Source organism: Hymenobacter sp. UYAg731 (assembly GCF_054061335.1).
The window spans coordinates 384,118-398,990 of sequence record NZ_JBSSEC010000002.1 but is presented as its reverse complement, the minus strand read 5'-3'; the positions used below and the strand labels follow the sequence as shown (position 1 = coordinate 398,990).

General features: G+C 62.7%; 16 protein-coding genes. 12 read left to right on the top strand and 4 right to left on the bottom strand.

The genetic code is table 11. The features are described 5' to 3' along the window. Positions 1-23: 23 nt before the first annotated feature. Together ACVWYF_RS06170 and ACVWYF_RS06165 are read left to right on the top strand one after the other, a co-directional pair. Positions 24-269 carry a DUF433 domain-containing protein gene (locus ACVWYF_RS06170; protein WP_168671382.1) on the top strand — a complete coding sequence of 82 codons (246 nt, stop codon included), beginning with the start codon at positions 24-26 and terminating at the stop codon, positions 267-269. Then, positions 266-640 carry a DUF5615 family PIN-like protein gene (locus tag ACVWYF_RS06165; protein WP_457065701.1) on the top strand — a complete coding sequence of 125 codons (375 nt, stop codon included), beginning with the start codon at positions 266-268 and terminating at the stop codon, positions 638-640. The genes ACVWYF_RS06170 and ACVWYF_RS06165 overlap by 4 nt, the downstream gene beginning before the upstream one ends. 99 nt (positions 641-739) lie before the next feature. Here the strand turns inward: ACVWYF_RS06165 and ACVWYF_RS06160 are convergent, their stop codons facing one another. Both ACVWYF_RS06160 and ACVWYF_RS06155 read right to left on the bottom strand, forming a co-directional pair. Then, on the bottom strand, positions 740-1,648 hold the full coding sequence (locus ACVWYF_RS06160) for a helix-turn-helix domain-containing protein (protein ID WP_457065699.1): 909 nt from the start codon (positions 1,646-1,648) through the stop codon (positions 740-742). Continuing rightward, positions 1,645-2,619, bottom strand: coding sequence for an NADP-dependent oxidoreductase (locus tag ACVWYF_RS06155; protein WP_457065697.1), 975 nt, complete (start codon positions 2,617-2,619; stop codon positions 1,645-1,647). Before ACVWYF_RS06155 ends, ACVWYF_RS06160 begins: the two co-directional genes overlap by 4 nt. Positions 2,620-3,000: 381 nt before the next feature. On the opposite strand from ACVWYF_RS06155, the gene ACVWYF_RS06150 reads away from it, so the two are divergent. After that, positions 3,001-4,398 carry an FAD-binding oxidoreductase gene (locus ACVWYF_RS06150; RefSeq protein WP_457065695.1) on the top strand — a complete coding sequence of 466 codons (1,398 nt, stop codon included), beginning with the start codon at positions 3,001-3,003 and terminating at the stop codon, positions 4,396-4,398. Positions 4,399-4,570: 172 nt separating this feature from the next. Here the strand turns inward: ACVWYF_RS06150 and ACVWYF_RS06145 are convergent, their stop codons facing one another. Beyond that, positions 4,571-5,824, bottom strand: a complete 1,254-nt coding sequence (locus tag ACVWYF_RS06145) for a hypothetical protein (RefSeq protein ID WP_457065693.1) — start codon at positions 5,822-5,824, stop codon at positions 4,571-4,573. A gap of 184 nt (positions 5,825-6,008) precedes the next feature. Between ACVWYF_RS06145 and ACVWYF_RS06140 the strand changes: the two genes are divergently transcribed. Then, positions 6,009-6,929, top strand: a complete 921-nt coding sequence (locus ACVWYF_RS06140) for a bestrophin family protein (RefSeq protein ID WP_457065691.1) — start codon at positions 6,009-6,011, stop codon at positions 6,927-6,929. Between the two features lie 42 nt (positions 6,930-6,971). Here the strand turns inward: ACVWYF_RS06140 and ACVWYF_RS06135 are convergent, their stop codons facing one another. Then, on the bottom strand, positions 6,972-9,035 hold the full coding sequence (locus tag ACVWYF_RS06135; RefSeq protein ID WP_457065689.1) for an ExeM/NucH family extracellular endonuclease: 2,064 nt from the start codon (positions 9,033-9,035) through the stop codon (positions 6,972-6,974). Positions 9,036-9,213: 178 nt separating this feature from the next. Between ACVWYF_RS06135 and ACVWYF_RS06130 the strand changes: the two genes are divergently transcribed. The 8 genes from ACVWYF_RS06130 (at position 9,214) to ACVWYF_RS06095 (ending at position 14,873) form a co-directional block, all read left to right on the top strand. After that, the gene (locus tag ACVWYF_RS06130; RefSeq protein WP_457065687.1) at positions 9,214-9,765 is read left to right on the top strand and encodes a GNAT family N-acetyltransferase; all 552 of its coding nucleotides are present in this window, start codon (positions 9,214-9,216) and stop codon (positions 9,763-9,765) included. 70 nt (positions 9,766-9,835) lie between these two features. Continuing rightward, positions 9,836-10,459: a YhcH/YjgK/YiaL family protein gene (locus tag ACVWYF_RS06125; RefSeq protein ID WP_457065684.1), complete on the top strand. Its 624-nt coding sequence runs from the start codon at positions 9,836-9,838 to the stop codon at positions 10,457-10,459. Between the two features lie 73 nt (positions 10,460-10,532). Next, a complete protein-coding gene (locus ACVWYF_RS06120; RefSeq protein ID WP_457065682.1) occupies positions 10,533-11,786 on the top strand; it encodes a TPM domain-containing protein in 1,254 nt (417 codons plus the stop codon). 107 nt (positions 11,787-11,893) lie between these two features. Next, positions 11,894-12,445 (top strand): GNAT family N-acetyltransferase, encoded by a 552-nt coding sequence (locus ACVWYF_RS06115; RefSeq protein ID WP_457065680.1) that lies wholly within the window; start codon positions 11,894-11,896, stop codon positions 12,443-12,445. A 33-nt stretch (positions 12,446-12,478) separates the two neighbouring features. Next, the gene (locus ACVWYF_RS06110; protein WP_457065678.1) at positions 12,479-13,246 is read left to right on the top strand and encodes a creatininase family protein; all 768 of its coding nucleotides are present in this window, start codon (positions 12,479-12,481) and stop codon (positions 13,244-13,246) included. 26 nt (positions 13,247-13,272) lie between these two features. Next, on the top strand, positions 13,273-13,911 hold the full coding sequence (locus ACVWYF_RS06105) for an HAD family hydrolase (RefSeq protein ID WP_457065676.1): 639 nt from the start codon (positions 13,273-13,275) through the stop codon (positions 13,909-13,911). 61 nt (positions 13,912-13,972) lie between these two features. Further along, the gene (locus tag ACVWYF_RS06100; protein WP_457065674.1) at positions 13,973-14,290 is read left to right on the top strand and encodes a DUF433 domain-containing protein; all 318 of its coding nucleotides are present in this window, start codon (positions 13,973-13,975) and stop codon (positions 14,288-14,290) included. Positions 14,291-14,441: 151 nt separating this feature from the next. After that, positions 14,442-14,873: a hypothetical protein gene (locus ACVWYF_RS06095; protein WP_457065672.1), complete on the top strand. Its 432-nt coding sequence runs from the start codon at positions 14,442-14,444 to the stop codon at positions 14,871-14,873.

The window sequence follows — 14,873 nt, the reverse complement described above, 5'->3', positions numbered from 1 at the left end:
GGGCTGGGGCGTACCTTAGCGGCATGGAAACGCCTCGCTCCACCGCCCACCCGCGCATTACCATCGACCCGAACATCTGCCACGGGCAGCCCACAGTGCGCGGCCTGCGCTATCCCGTGCAAAACGTGCTCGAATACCTGGCCTCCGGCATGACGGAAGCCGAAATCTTGGCCGACTACCCCGATTTGGAGGCCGAGGACCTGCGCGCCTGCCAAGCCTACGCGGCCGATATGCTGCAAGTGCGGTCCATCTTCCGGCTGGCGTCGTGAGCACCACCGAGCCGCTGCGGTTTCTGGTCGATGCGCAGCTGCCGAAGCGGTTGGCCGATTTCCTGGCCTTTCATACCGGCTGCGACTGCCTGCACACCCTCGACCTGCCGGCGGCCAACCAGACGCAGGACGGCAGCATCACCCGGCTCTCGATGGCGGAGCAACGCATCGTCATCAGCAAAGACGCCGACTTCGTGAACAGCTTCCTGCTCCACGGCCAGCCCCATAAGCTGCTGCTCGTGTCGACGGGCAACATCAGCACGAACGATTTATTGACGCTTTTCCGGGAGTTCCTGCCACAGCTTACGAAGTTGTTCGTGCATCATTCGTACCTGGAACTGTCGCGCACGCTATTGGTGACGCACCGGTAGAAGAAACCTCCAGCTTCCTCAGCCGCTGCCGCGCCGGGCGCGGCGGGGGTAGCACATAGATTCAACTTATGAACATACCCGCGCCATCCCGCCTGCTTATCAATTAAACGAAGCCCGGAATTCCAGCGGCGACAGGTTGGTCTTGGTCTTGAACAACTTGCTGAACGACTGCAAATGCTCGAAGCCCAGCCCGTAGGCAATTTCGCTCACGGTGAGGGTGGTGGTCGATAGTCGTTCCTTGGCCTTGGCAATCAGCCGGGCGTGAATGTGCTGCTGGGTATTTTGCCCGGTGAGGACGCGCAGCAGGTTGCTGAGGTACTTGGGCGACAGGTGCAGGCAGTCGGCCACGTACTGCACGGTGGGCAGGCCAGCTTCCAGCAAATCGGCGCGGTCGAAATAGGCATGCAGCAGGGTTTCCAGGCGTTCGAGCACCTCGTGGTTGGCCTTTTCGCGGGTAATGAACTGGCGGTCGTAAAACCGGTCGGCGTAGTGCAGCAGGCTTTCCAAGTGCGACACGATAATCTGCTTGCTGAACCGGTCGATGGTGGAGTCATACTCCTGCTGGATAGCAGCGATGAGGTTCAGCATGGCCGCCTCCTCCCTGGCCGAGAGAAACAGGCCCTCCCGGAGCGAGTAATCCCAGAAATCGTACTGCTGGATGGTTTTGGCCAGCGGCGTATTCCACAGGAAATCGGGGTGAATATAAATCACCCACCCCGATTTTTCTACTTCCTCACCCTGGCCGGCATCGGCCATGCTGAACACTTGGTTGGGGGCCATGAAGGACATAATGCCTTCGTTAAAGTCGAACGAGTTCTGCCCGTATTTCATCTGCACATTCTTCATGCGCTTGACGGAAATGCAGTAAAAATCGAACACCATCACCGTCGGTTCCGCGCCATAGCGGTGCGGCACCGTTCCCACATCCACCACGCTCAGCAGCGGATGCTGGGGCTTGGGCAGCTGCACAAACTCGTGGAACTCGCTTATCGTGCTGAAGCGTCTCATGCCGGCTCGTCGTTGGGGCGGATTTGGAGCACCAACTTGCCTTGTACGTGCCAGGTCTGGCTTTCGCGGTGGGCGTCGGCCACCTGCGCCAGCGGATACACCTTGCTGATGGACACCTTCACCTGGCCCGCGTCAATGAGCTGGGCCATTTCCCGGAGCCAGTCCTGCCGGGGCTGGTTGGCCGCCAGTGCGCCCGTGGCCTGCTGCCGGGCCAGGGCTGCCTCTACCGCATCATCGAAGGGAAAATCGGTGTTGACGCTGACGAAGATGCCGCCGGCCTTCAACGTACACACGGCTTGCACCCGCGCCGCGTTGTCGCGCAGGGGCGAAGCTTCCAGCACCACGTCCACGTCGCGCACCAGCTCCTCCACCGGCTGGCTGCGGTAGTCAAATACCTCGTCGGCCCCCAGCTGCCGGACATACTCTAGGTTGCCGGCCGACGCGGTGCCGATGACGTAGGCCCCCTTAGCCTTGGCAAACTGCACGGCGAAACTACCCACTCCGCCCGAAGCGCCCTGAATCAGGACGCGCTGGCCGGCCCGTAGCTGGCCGTGCTCGAACAGGCCCGTCCAGGCCGTGAGGCCGGCCAGCGGCACCCCGGCCGCCTCGGTGAAGCTGAGGCTTTGGGGCTTGTGGGCAAATTGGCTGGCTTTGGCCGCGCAGTATTCCGCGTAGCTGCCATCGCCGGGGAAGTTGGGCTCGCCATACACGGCATCACCGATTTGAAACCCGGTGACCGCGCTGCCCAGCGCTTCTACCACGCCGGCCGCATCCCAGCCCAGGGTCAGCGGCAAGGTCAGGTAAGCCCGCAGGGCGTCGTTGCCGCCTTCCCGCACTACCCAGTCCACCGGGTTTACGCCGCTGGCGTACACTTTGATGAGGATTTCGTCGGCTGCTGGTACCGGCCGCGCGGTCTCTTCGATTTGCAGGACCTCGGGCCCGCCAAATGCGTGGATTCTTACTGCTTTCATAAGGAATGTTGTTCCGTTAGTTGATGATAACAAAGGTCCTGGCCAGCGCGGCCGGGCGCTTAACCGAAATGCCCTTTGTTTCAATCGAAATGCCGAGCGGGCGGGAATGGCCGGCAGTAAGCACGGCCGATTGGACAGCTGTGGTAGCTGCCTGTGGCCACCAACGTCGATAGGGGTGCTGTGGGCCGTGGCTGCCACCTCCGCCAGCGGCTGGTTGCGTTTGGGCGGTGGGCACCGATATAAAGTACGGGTTTTAAACAATTTAATTTATATTTTTATATATTAATGAAAACCTGCTCAACCGTGGCTTGCCGAGGTGCGGTGGCTACCCATACCCGATACTTTCATCCGGCGCTCCCGCGCCCCTTACGTCTTACGGTTATGCTCGTCGACGAAATTGCCTCCCCCTTCACCATGGACCTGCGCGGCAGGCTCATTGAACCCCACCACCCCGACTACGACGCCAGCCGCCGGGTGCATAATGGCATGATTGACAAGCGTCCCGCTGCCATTGCCTATTGCGCCGACGAGGCCGATGTGATGGCGGCGGTGAACTACGCCCGCGAGCATAACCTGCTGGTGGCGGTGCGGGGCGGCGGCCACAGCGGGGCCGGCCTCGGCCTCTGCGATGACGGGCTGGTGATTGACCTGTCGCAGCTGAACGGCATCCACGTCGACCCCGTGAGCAAAACGGTGCGGGTGGAAGGCGGCTGCCACCTCGGCGACCTCGACCACGTCACGCACGCCTTTGGCGTGCTGGTGCCGAGCGGCATCGTCTCGACTACCGGCGTGGGCGGCATCACCCTGGGCGGCGGGCTGGGGCACTTCACCCGCCGCTGTGGGCTCTCGATTGACAACCTGCTGGAAGCCGACGTGGTGCTGGCCGACGGCAGCATGGTGAAGGCCTCGGCCACCGAGCACCCGGACTTGTTCTGGGCCTTGCGCGGCGGGGGCGGCAACTTCGGCATCGTCACCTCGTTTTTGTTCCGCTCGCACCCCATCAGCACCGTGTACGGCGGCCCCATGCTCTGGGAGCTGAGTGACGCCAAGCCCGTGATGCAATGGTACCGCGCCTTCATCAAAGATGCACCCGAGGAGCTGAACGGCTTTTTTGCCTTCCTCACGGTGCCGCCCGGCCCGCCCTTCCCCGAGCACCTGCACGGCAAAAAGATGTGCGGCATCGTGTGGAACTACAGCGGCCCGGCCGAGATGGCCGAACACGTTTTTGCGCCCATTCGCAAGGCCTGGCCGCCGGCCCTCGACCTGCTGGGTACCCTGCCGGTGCCGACCCTGCAAAGCATGTTCGACGGGCTGGTGCCCCCTAATATTCAGTATTACTGGAAGGCCGACTTCATCAACGAGCTGCCCGACGAGGCCATCGATATTCACCTGCACTTCGCCCAGATGCTGCCCAGCCCGCTCTCGACCATGCACCTGTACCCCATCAACGGGGCGGCGGCCCGTGTGGCTCCGGATGCCACGGCCTGGGCCTACCGCAACGCGACCTGGGCCATGGTCATCCTCGGGGCCGAAGCCGAACCCACCCGGGCGGCGGTTATTACGCGCTGGGCCAAAGAGTATTGGGAGGCGCTGCACCCGTACTCGGCCGGGGGCGCCTACGTCAATTTCATGATGGATGAAGGGGCCGACCGCGTGAAAGCCACCTACGGCGCGCACTACGAGCGGCTGGTGGCCATCAAAACCACCTACGACCCGCACAACCTGTTTCGGGTGAACCAGAACATTCCGCCCAGTGGCTACCACGCCGACGGACGGTAATTGGGTAGAAGCCTGTCGGTTTCGGTAAACCTATCGACCACAAAAAAGGCCGTCGTGCAACGCATAACGTCGCACGACGGCCTAAAAATGACAACCCTTCCTCCGGGCCGCTATATGACGAGCGCCTGCTGCTCAGGCGGCGTGCCCGGCCGGGTTGGCCAACGGGCTGCGCTTAATAGCTGATGTTAGTGAAAGTGCCGTTGGTAATGGTTTTGGTGGTGGCGGAGCCCGTATTGGGGTTCACCACGCCGCCCACGAAGCTGAAGGTGCCTGAGTAGAGGCGGGCCGAGGTATTGACGCCCGTAATGGTCAAAGTACCTTGAGGACTGCTGCCGGCGTTGGACCGATAGAGCACGTAATCATTCGCGTTGTACTGCGCATAATTGGCCGTGGAGGTGAGCGACAGCGTGCCCACCGTGGGCGTCAGCCCTTGCAGGAACAGGGTAATACGCTGGTCCGTGGTGGTATCGAAGGTGATGAACCGGTCGCTACCCAGCACCTGCGGCGAAATGTAAACGGGCGTAATCGTAACCCCATTGAGGACATACGAAGCGCGGGTGGGCAACTGGCTGGTGCTAACGGTGGGAATGGTAGTCCCGCCCGCCGCCAGGGTCACGCTCGGCGTAGTGGTGATGGGCTGGTAGCCGCCGGCCGTGGCAAAGGTGATGGTGTAGGTGCCAAAGGGCAGGTTGGGAAAAGAGTAGGCCCCGGTGCTGCCGGGGATGGCCGTCACAGCTACGCCGCTGGCGCTGGTCGCCGTCACGGTGGTCACCGCGCCGGCCGGGTTCACTTGGCCAGTGAGGGTTGCCGTGGTGGGCGCGGCGGCTACCGTGGTCGTGGGCGCTGTGGTGCCGCCCGCTACTAAGGTTACGGTGGCGGCGGCCGGGGCCGTGTAGCCCGAGGCGGGCGCAAACGTCAAAGTATAGACGCCAAAAGGCAGGTTGGGAAAGGTATAGGAGCCAGTGCTGCCGGGCGTAGCCGTCACGGTCGTGCCGCTGGCGTTGGTGGCTGTCACGGTAGTAACCGCGCCGGCCGGGCTAATCTGGCCGCTGAGGGTGGCCGTGGTGGGCGTGGCGGCCACTGTAGTGGTAGGAGCGGTAGTGCCACCCGCCACCAGCGTCATGGGGGTGTTGGCCGGCGCGGTGTAGCCCGCGGCGGGCGCAAACGACAGCGTATAGGTGCCGAGGGCAAGGCCGGGGAAGGAGTAGGTACCGGTGCTGCCGGGGGTAGCCGTAGAAGCTTTGCCGCTGGCATCGGTGGCTGTTACCGTGGTGATGGAGCCGGCCGGGCTAATCTGGCCGCTGAGGGTGGCCGTTTGGGCCTGCGGCTGCACGATGGGGTCGTCTTTTTTGCTGCCACAGGAAGTAGCTGCTAGCGAGGCGCTAACTGCCAGACAAAAGGCCAACGGACGGAAATAAGGATGCATAAAATCGGAAAGAGATAAGTGAAAGGCAAAGATACGCTGCGTGGTCTGCAACGACTGGACCGTGTAACCCAAGTTGCGGATTATTAGGGGTAAGCCCCGCTGAGGCTGTGGTTCGGTGGGCCGCAACTTGAGTTGCACAGGCTGGGAGAAATAGCCCGGCGACCCTGGTAGCCGTACGCTAACCATGATTATTCGTGAGAAAGACAATTGGTTTCGCCTGCTCTTCGCCTGGCACGGCTCGGTGCTGCCCCAGATTCTGCCGCGCCTGCTGGTGTTGCTGGCGCTGTCGGCGGTCGTGGTGGCGGCCCATGTGGAGCTGCCCGCCTACAAAGTGCCGCTCAGCGCCGCGCCCTTCAGCCTGTTTGGTTTTACGCTGGCCATCTTTCTGGGCTTTTACAACAATGCCAGCTACGACCGTTTTTGGGAGGGCCGCAAGCAGTGGGGCGCGCTATTGAACATCAGCCGCTCGCTGGCCCGGCAGGCCCTCACGCTGAGCGGGCAGCCGGTGGGCGCGGCCGGCCCCCGGCAGTTCGTACGGTTGCTCATTGCCTTCACCTACGCCCTCAAGCACCAGCTGCGGCGCACCGATGCCGCCGCCGACCTGGCCCGTCTGCTGCCCGCACCCGAGGCCGAAGCCACGCAGCGCGCCACCTTTAAGCCGGTGCGGCTGCTGCTCGAAATGAGCCGCTGGGTGCAGCGGGGCCGCGAGGCGGGCCAGCTCGACAGCACCATTCAGTTGGCTTTCGACCACAATTTCAATCAGCTCTCCGACATTCTGGGCAGCTGCGAGCGACTGGCCAACACGCCCATTCCATTCACCTACAGCGTACTGCTGCACCGCACGGTGTACCTGTATTGCTTCCTGCTGCCGTTTGGCCTAGTGGATAGTACCGGCTGGATTACGCCGCTCATCGTGGCCTTCGTAGGCTACACCTTTATGGCGCTGGACGCCATCATGCGCGAAATCGAGGAGCCTTTCGGGTTGGAGGACAATGATTTGGCCCTGAACACCATGAGCCACTCCATTGAAGCCTCCTTACTGGAAATGGTGGGCGAGCCAATGCCGGCGGCCCCGGCACGCCCCCACCGCTACGTGTTCGATTGAGCAGTTGCGGAGTCAGTGGCTGTAAGGGCGGGGGCTGAGCCGCTATTCCTTCATCACGCGCTGGGTTTTCTGGTAGTTCTGGCCGCGCAGCGTCACCACGTAGATGCCCGGCGCGAGGTGGGCCGTGTAGCCGTTGAGTTGGCTGCCCAGCATGGCCGGTGTGCCATGCAATGAGAGTAGGCGAATGCCGCCCTGGGGCAAGGCAAAATCCAGGGTGAGCGCGCCGGCGCTGGTGGGCACCCCGGCCAGGCTGAACGCCAGCGGCCCGGCCGCCGGCCCCGGATACACAAACAACCGGTTGGCCGACCGGCTGGCCGACGCGTTGCGAATGCCCGCGAAATTCACCCCAATCAGCACCGGGTCGTGGTCGGAGCAGCGGAAGGGCGAGGTGATGTCGGTGGCTTCGCCGGCCTGGTCGTATTCGAGCACGGGCGGCTCGGCCGAGTTGATGTGCCATTTCTGCACGTCCACGAAACCCACTAGGTTGGGCGTCACCACGGCGTGGTCGAGCGAGCCGGTGAGGCCCTTGAACACGTAGGACGCGCTGGTGGGCGGCGTGGCGGGCACCAGCCCGGCCGCCCGCAGGATGTCGATGGGGTCTTCCTCGTAGTTGGCGTTGTAGTCGCCGGCGCTCACGATGCGCGTGGCCCCGGCCGGCATCACGGTTTTGTTGATGAACTCAACCAAGGCGCGGGCCTGGGCCTTGCGGCGGGCGTTGGAGCCGCCCTGGCCGTCGTTCTGGTCGGCATCGACCCCGCTGCCGCTGCTCTTGCTTTTGAAGTGGTTCACGATGAAGCCCAGTGTATCGGGCCGCTCCTTGCGCTTCGTGATGAACACCTGCGCCAGCGGCGGCCGCTCAAATACGCCCGGCACAGTGGCCACCATGGGCGGCCCCAGCGGCGCCACCACGCTCGGTTTGTAGATAATGGCGCAGTGAATGAGGTCAGTATTGTTGGTTTGGCGGTCGGCGTTGCCGTCGTTCACGAAGATGTAGGTGCCCGCTCCCACTGCCTTGTTCAGGCCCTCTACCAAATCCTGAATGGCGGCCGTGGAGCCGTTGCCGTCGTTTTCAATCTCGGTGAGGCCCACGATATCGGCATTCATCTCGGCGAGGGCGAGGATGATTTTGGCGCGCTGCCGGGCAAAGTCGACCGCCGTTTTGGCCCCGCGCGGGGTGGGGAAGCCGCCGCCCGCCCCGTCGCCGTTGAAGTAGTTGAGCACGTTGAAGCTGGCCAGCTTCAAATCGAGCGGGCCGAAGGCGGGCGGCGTGAGTGGCCGCGCCACGTTAATCACGGGAGCCTCGGCCCCGGCCAGCGGCTGCAGGCGCCAGCGCCCGTAGCCGTAGCCCAGAATACCGCCCATGTTACTCAGGGTGCTGCCTACTCGCACGGTGCGGAAGCGGGCATCGAGGTAGGGCGTGGGGGAGGGGTTGGTGGCCGAGCTACCGTCGTCGAGCACCAGGCTGCGGCGGTCGTTGGCGGTCTGGTAGGCGTTCACAGCGGCCAGGTTGCTGGTGCCGCTGCTGCTGGTGCCGGTGGCAGGGTTGTCGTTGGGGTCGATGAACTGCGTGGACTGATAGGTCAGGCCCTCGGCCGAAACCGTGAGCTCGCCGCGTTGCTTCAGGCTGTAGTTATCGGTGACGGTGAGGGGCGAGGCGAACTGCACCCGCATGCCTTCGTAGCGTTCGGCTTTATCGGCTGCAAACTCGCTGTTGACGATACGCACGAAATCCGGCAGCGCATTGCCCGACGAAATGACCGTGAAGGCCGGCTCCGTCAGCACGGCCTGGCCGAAGGAGGGGGCGGCCTCATCCTCGCGCACCGCGCCGGTCACGCGCACCTTGTCGCCCACCTTCACGTTGGGGGCGGCCTGCGACACAAACAGGGCGTCGGAAGTAGCCGGGTTGCCATCGGCCGTGGCCTTGTCGTCCTGAATGTAAAAACCGGCCGGTTTCAGGTTGGCATACACACCCGTCACAATTGCTTCCACGGTGTAGGTGCCGCCCTTAGCTGCCGCGCCCGTGCCCTGAATAGAGCCAATGGAAGTAGCGCCAACCGTGCGGGCTGCCAGCAGGATAGCCGTATAAAGGAGGGTTTTGGATTGCATGGCGGGAGACGAAAAGAGCAGGAGCGGGGGTGGTAAAGGTATTCGGAAGGGGTGAACTTCACTAACCATCCAGGTTATACTCAATAAAGTGCCGTCCCGGCCGCCTTCCCGCCGGGACAATTCGAAAAGTGGCCCGGCCACTCCGCCCACCGGCCATTCGCGCCGTATAAGGCAGCCTATGATTCCGCTCATCACCCAGACTCCGCACCTCCAGATTCTCGCCGCCAGCCGCGCGCTGCTCACGGCTGAGCTCCACAAGCCCCAGTATTTTCCCGTGCTGCTCGGCGCGGCGCTGCCCACCGACTGGCCCCCCGCCCAGCACGACCGCCCCACCCAGGAGCGGGTGCTGGAGCAGCTCACGGCCGGCGGCCGCGACGCCGCCGGCTGGTCCAGCTGGTACGCCCTGCGCAAAGCTGACGATACCGCGCCCCGCACCTTGGTAGGCGCGGGCGGCTTCCTGGGCCGGCCTGATGCCGACGGCACCGCCGAAATCACCTATTCCATCGCGGCCGACTGGCGCGGCCAGGGCCTCGGCACCGAGCTGGTGGCCGGCCTGGTGCAACAAGCCGCCGATACCGGCCTGGTGCGCCAACTCATTGCCCACCCGCCCGCCGATGATGTCGCTGCCCGGCAGGTGCTCCTGCACAACGGTTTCGTGGCCGCCGGTAGCAGTGCCGATGGCCGCCCGCGCTTCGAGCGCGCCGTGGAGCCCGTGGCCCAGGCGGCGTAGCTGGCACGGAAACTGCCAATGGGCGGTTATCTTTCCGCTCCCAAATCTTCGCTTCCTCCCCTTATCAATAATGAAAAATCCCCTGCTGAAAACTGCCCTGCTGATGTTGGGCGTGGCCGCGCTGGGCTTCGGTGCCCGCGCCCAGACCGCGCCCGTTGCCGATGTATGGACCAAGAAAAAAGCCGAAAAGTGGTTTAAGAAGCGCGAATGGGCCAAGGGCCTGAAGCTGAACGTGGCCGAGTCCGTCGACAAGCTCGAATTTGCCAAGCAGTACACCGCTAACCAGGCGACTTGGGACAAGGCATTCGCTTATTTCCGCGATACGAACCTCGACCAGCTCACGCCCGGTAAGTACCCGGTAGATGGCGAAAACGTCTTCGCCGCCGTGACCGACAACCCCACCAAGGACTTTGATAAAACCAACTGGGAATCGCACCGCAAGTATATCGACATGCAGTACGTGGTGCAGGGAGCCGAGAAAATTGGGGTAGTGCCCATGGACAGAGCCACCGTTATCAAGCCCTACGACGAAACCCGCGACGTGGCCAACTACAGCGCCGAGGGCAAGCTGTACGAAGCCAAGCCGGGCATCATTTATATCTTTTTTCCGCAGGATGTGCATCGGCCCAACATCAAAGCCGACGGCTTCGACAAGGACAAGAAGCTGGTGCTGAAAGTCCGGGTGGCCTCGTAGGCAGCTAATTGGCGGCAGAAGTCGTATAAGGTTCGCAAACGCAGTTTCCTTCTTCACTTCAACTCGCTGAGCTATGTCCCGTCTCCTGTTTTTTGCCTTCTTACTTGTCTCGGCTGGGCTGGCGCAACCTGCGCTGGCCCAGACCGATGCCATGCCACCCCGGCCCACGCCGTTCAAGTTCGTGAACGACGAGGCCCAACTCATGCAGCCCGCCGATGCCAAGAAGCTGGACAGCGGCCTGCGTCGCTACGCCGACAACACCGGTATCCAGGTAGTAGTAGTGACCGTGCCCACCCTGGGCGGCCGCGACGTGGCCGACTATGGCCGCGTCCTCGGCACCGCCTGGGGCGTGGGCCAGCGCGATAAAAACAACGGCATCGTGGTGCTGCTGAGTGCCAAGGAGCACAAAGTTACCATCCAGCCCGGCAGCGGCCTGCAAAGCGTCATCACGCCGGAAGTGACCAGCCACGTCATCAACGAAATGACGCCCAGCTTCAAGCAGGGAAACTATTTCGCCGGCCTGCGCACGGGTCTGAACACACTCATGGTGACGGCCAACCCCAGTTCGGCCCCCAATAAGGACCAAGCGGCTGCTACTGCGGCGAGCGCGGCGGGCAGTAACATGGCTACTGAAAACCCTTCCACCAACCTGTCGCAGGATAATCAATACCCTGCCACCACTTCTGAGCCGGTCAACCCCGTGCCAACGGCGGAGCCCGCCTCTTCCGGTCTGGGCATGGGCACGCTGCTCATCGGCGCGCTGGTGATTGGCGGCATTCTGTGGTTTGTAATCCGCATGTTCAAAAGCCGGAGCGCAGCCAATACTGGTGCTGTTGGTAACCCGAATGGTACGCCTGATTTCCTGCCCAACCGGCCCGGCGGTCCCACCAGCGGCTACGGCCAGGCTCAGAATCCCGGCAACTACGGCCAGGCACCCAATTCGGGCGGAGGCATGGGCATGGGCGGCATGCTGGCTACCGGCGCCGCTGCCGCCGCTGGTGCCTACCTTGGCAACCGCATGGCTTCGGGCCATGATACTTCGGGCCAGAACTTGTCGAACGACAACAATAACAGCAACTTCAATACCGGCGCGGGGGCGGCCGGGGCGGCTGGCACGGGCGCGGCCAGCGACTACTTCTCCGGCCGCGACGGCGGCACGGCTGATAATTCGGCCCCCGATTATTTCTCCGACGCCAATACTGCCCCCGATAACTCGAACGACTTATTCTCGTCGGACGACAACAACTCGTCTTACGACGATACGTCGTCCAATGACACCGGTGGCGGGGGCTTTGATAGCGGCAGCGACAACAGTGGCTCGTGGTAGCATAACCCGCTGTTTATAATGCTTAAAAGGCTTCTGTGCCGATTGGTAAGGGAGCCTTTTGCTTGTTGAAAGTCAGTAATCTGGCGGGCCGGCCGTAAGTTGCCGCCATGTCTTTCCCCCATACACCCCCCTCGGTGGTGCCCGTGCTGGATACCAGCCGCCTGCGCCTGCGCGGCTTCCGCGCCGATGATTTCGATGCTTGGTTTGCCATGAGCCGGCAGCTTGCTTACCACCGTTATTTCACTCCCGAACCCATGCCCGCCGAAGAAGTCTGGAAACTGGTGCTCCGCAGCGCTGGCCACTGGCTGATAACGGGTTACGGCTTCTGGGCCGTCGAAGAAAAGGAGAGTGGCCGGTTTGTGGGGGCCGTCGGCTTTCTGCATTTGAAACGCGCCATCGAGCCGCCGCTGGGCGATGCTCCGGAAATCGGCTGGGTGATGGACCCCGCCATCCACGGCCGGGGCTACGCCTCGGAGGCCGTGGCCGCCGTGCTGGCCTGGGGCGAAAGCCATTTTGGGCCGGTGCGGACCGTGTGCATTATTCATCCTGATAATGAGCCTTCTTTGCGCCTGGCAGCCAAATTTGGCTACCGCGAATATGCCCGCGCCACCTACCACGACCAACCCATCGTGCTGCTGGAGCGGCCCGGTGCGGCTTGAGTTTCCTTATCAACTTATTTCCCCATTCCCGTCATGGCCCCGCGTCCCTACATCCTCGCTGAGACTACCTGGAAAACCGTTCAGGAAGCTAATTATGAAGTAGTAATATTGCCCTGGGGTGCCACCGAGGCGCATAATTACCACCTGCCCTATGCCACCGATAACATTCAGGCGGACTACGTGGCCGCCGAGGCCGCCCGCAAGGCCTGGGACCAGGGCGCCAAAGTGGTGGTGCTGCCGTGCATCCCGTTCGGAGTAAATACCGGCCAGCTCGACATCACCTTGGATATGAACCTGAATCCCAGCACGCAGCTGGCCATTTTGGGCGATATCGTGCATACGCTGGCCCGGCAGGGCATCCCGAAGCTGGTGATTCTGAACGGCCACGGCGGCAACGACTTCCGCCAGATTTTGCGAGAGCTGCAAGCCGATTTTCCGAACGTATTCCTCAGCACCCTCAACTGGTTCAAGGCCGCCGACCGCAACCAGTATTTTGCGGCTCCCGGCGACCATGCCGATGAACTGGAAACCAGCGTAATGATGCAAATTGCGCCCGATTTGGTGAGCCCCCTGAGCGAAGCCGGCGATGGCGCGGCCAAGCAGTTCCGCATCGCGGCGCTGCGCCAGGGCTGGGCCTGGGCGCAGCGCGAGTGGAGCCAGGTTTCGGCCGATACCGGGGTGGGCAACCCCGCCGCCGCCACCGCCGAAAAAGGCGCGGCTTTCCTCGAAGCCGTGACCACCAACATTGCCCAATTCCTGGTAGAGCTGGCCGCCGCCGACCCGCAGGATTTGTACGAATAAGAACCCTGTTCCCTTCTTTCTGCCCAATGTCCGACCATTTCGACAGCGTAATTTTTGACCTCGACGGTACCCTGTGGGATGCCTCGGTGGCCATCACTAAAGCCTTCCAGGCTGCCAAAAGCAGCGTCGATTACATCGAAAACGACGTGACCCTGGCCCAAGTGCAGGCCGTGACCGGCCAGCCCTACACCGTGGTTTACGAGCGCCTGTTTCCCAACCTGCCCGCCGAAAAGCTCGACGAATACCGCGCCCTCTGCGCCCAGCAGGAGCTGGCCGCCGTCGTGGAGCACGGTGGCACGCTTTATCCCGGCCTCGAAATCACCCTACGCTACCTGCTGAATCAGGGCTACCGGCTGTTCATCGTGAGTAACTGCCAGCGGGGCTACGTGGAAGGGTTTTTTAAGCACAGTGGGCTGGAGCGCTTTTTTGAAGGCCACCAGTGCTTCGGTACCAAGCTGCTGCCGAAATCGGAAAACATCCGCGAAATCATGGCCGAATATGACTTGCAAGCGCCCGTGTACGTGGGCGATACGCCCGGCGACCAGGCCGCTAGCGCGGCCGCCGGCGTGCCGTTCATCTTCGCCACCTACGGCTTCGGCCGGCTCAGCGAGGCCGAAGCGCCGCTGCGCATCAATCGCCTCGGCGACCTGGAGCAGCTGCTGTAATGCGGTGGGATTTGCACGCATCAGGGGCTTTGCGTAGTTTGGAGGCATGAATTTCCCGGCCATGCCCCGTATCACCATTCATCCGGCTATTTGTGAGGGGCAGCCCACCGTGCGTGGGCTACGCTACCCCGTGTGGCAAGTGCTTGAATGGCTGGCCTCCGGGCTGACTACTGACGAAATTCAGGCCGCTCATCCGGCACTGGAGCCCGAGGACTTTCGGGCCTGCCTGGCTTTTGCCGCCGGCCGCCTCAAGCCGCTGGGCCACGTGTTGGTAGCGCCGCAGGACGAAAAATCCGAGCAGTGGCTGCTGGGGCGGCAGGGCCAGTGGCTGGCCGAGCAGGAATTTCTGAAGCAACTGTGGGAGCGTAATCCGGCGTAGCGCCGCGGTGGGAAGAGTTGATTTAGGAGCTATCCAGCCAAGCCCTTGTCACAATGGGCGCTTGTTGCTCCGCCAGCCTCCCAGAGACGCTGCACCCATGCAAATGCCCCGCTAATTTGTGTAGCTTTGGCGGCCTCTTATTCCGCCAGTTATGCATCAGGAATTAGCCTCGACTGCCTTTTTACACGTTACCTATCGGCCGGACTCCTGCCTGCTGATTGGCCGCTGGCTGTGCTCCATCACCGATGCCCAACTGCACGAGGGCTACGAAACCATGCGCCTGGCGGCGCTGGAGCACAACTGCTCGCACTGGCTGATGGACGCCCGCCGCCGCATTGACCGCCGCCGAAACGGCCCCGAATGGGTGGTGACGACCTTTCTGCCCAAAGTGCAGCGCGAAATGGGCGGCCGACTGTGCATTGCCTTCCTAGTGCTGCCCAACCACCTGCGCGAGTTGCAAGAGGAGCCGGACTTGCCCATCAGCTCGCCCAATGCCACCGACTTATTTCAATACGCCCGCTTCATCGACGAAGGCGCGGCCAATGCCTGGCTGGAAGAGCACCACCGCCTAGCACGAAAGTAA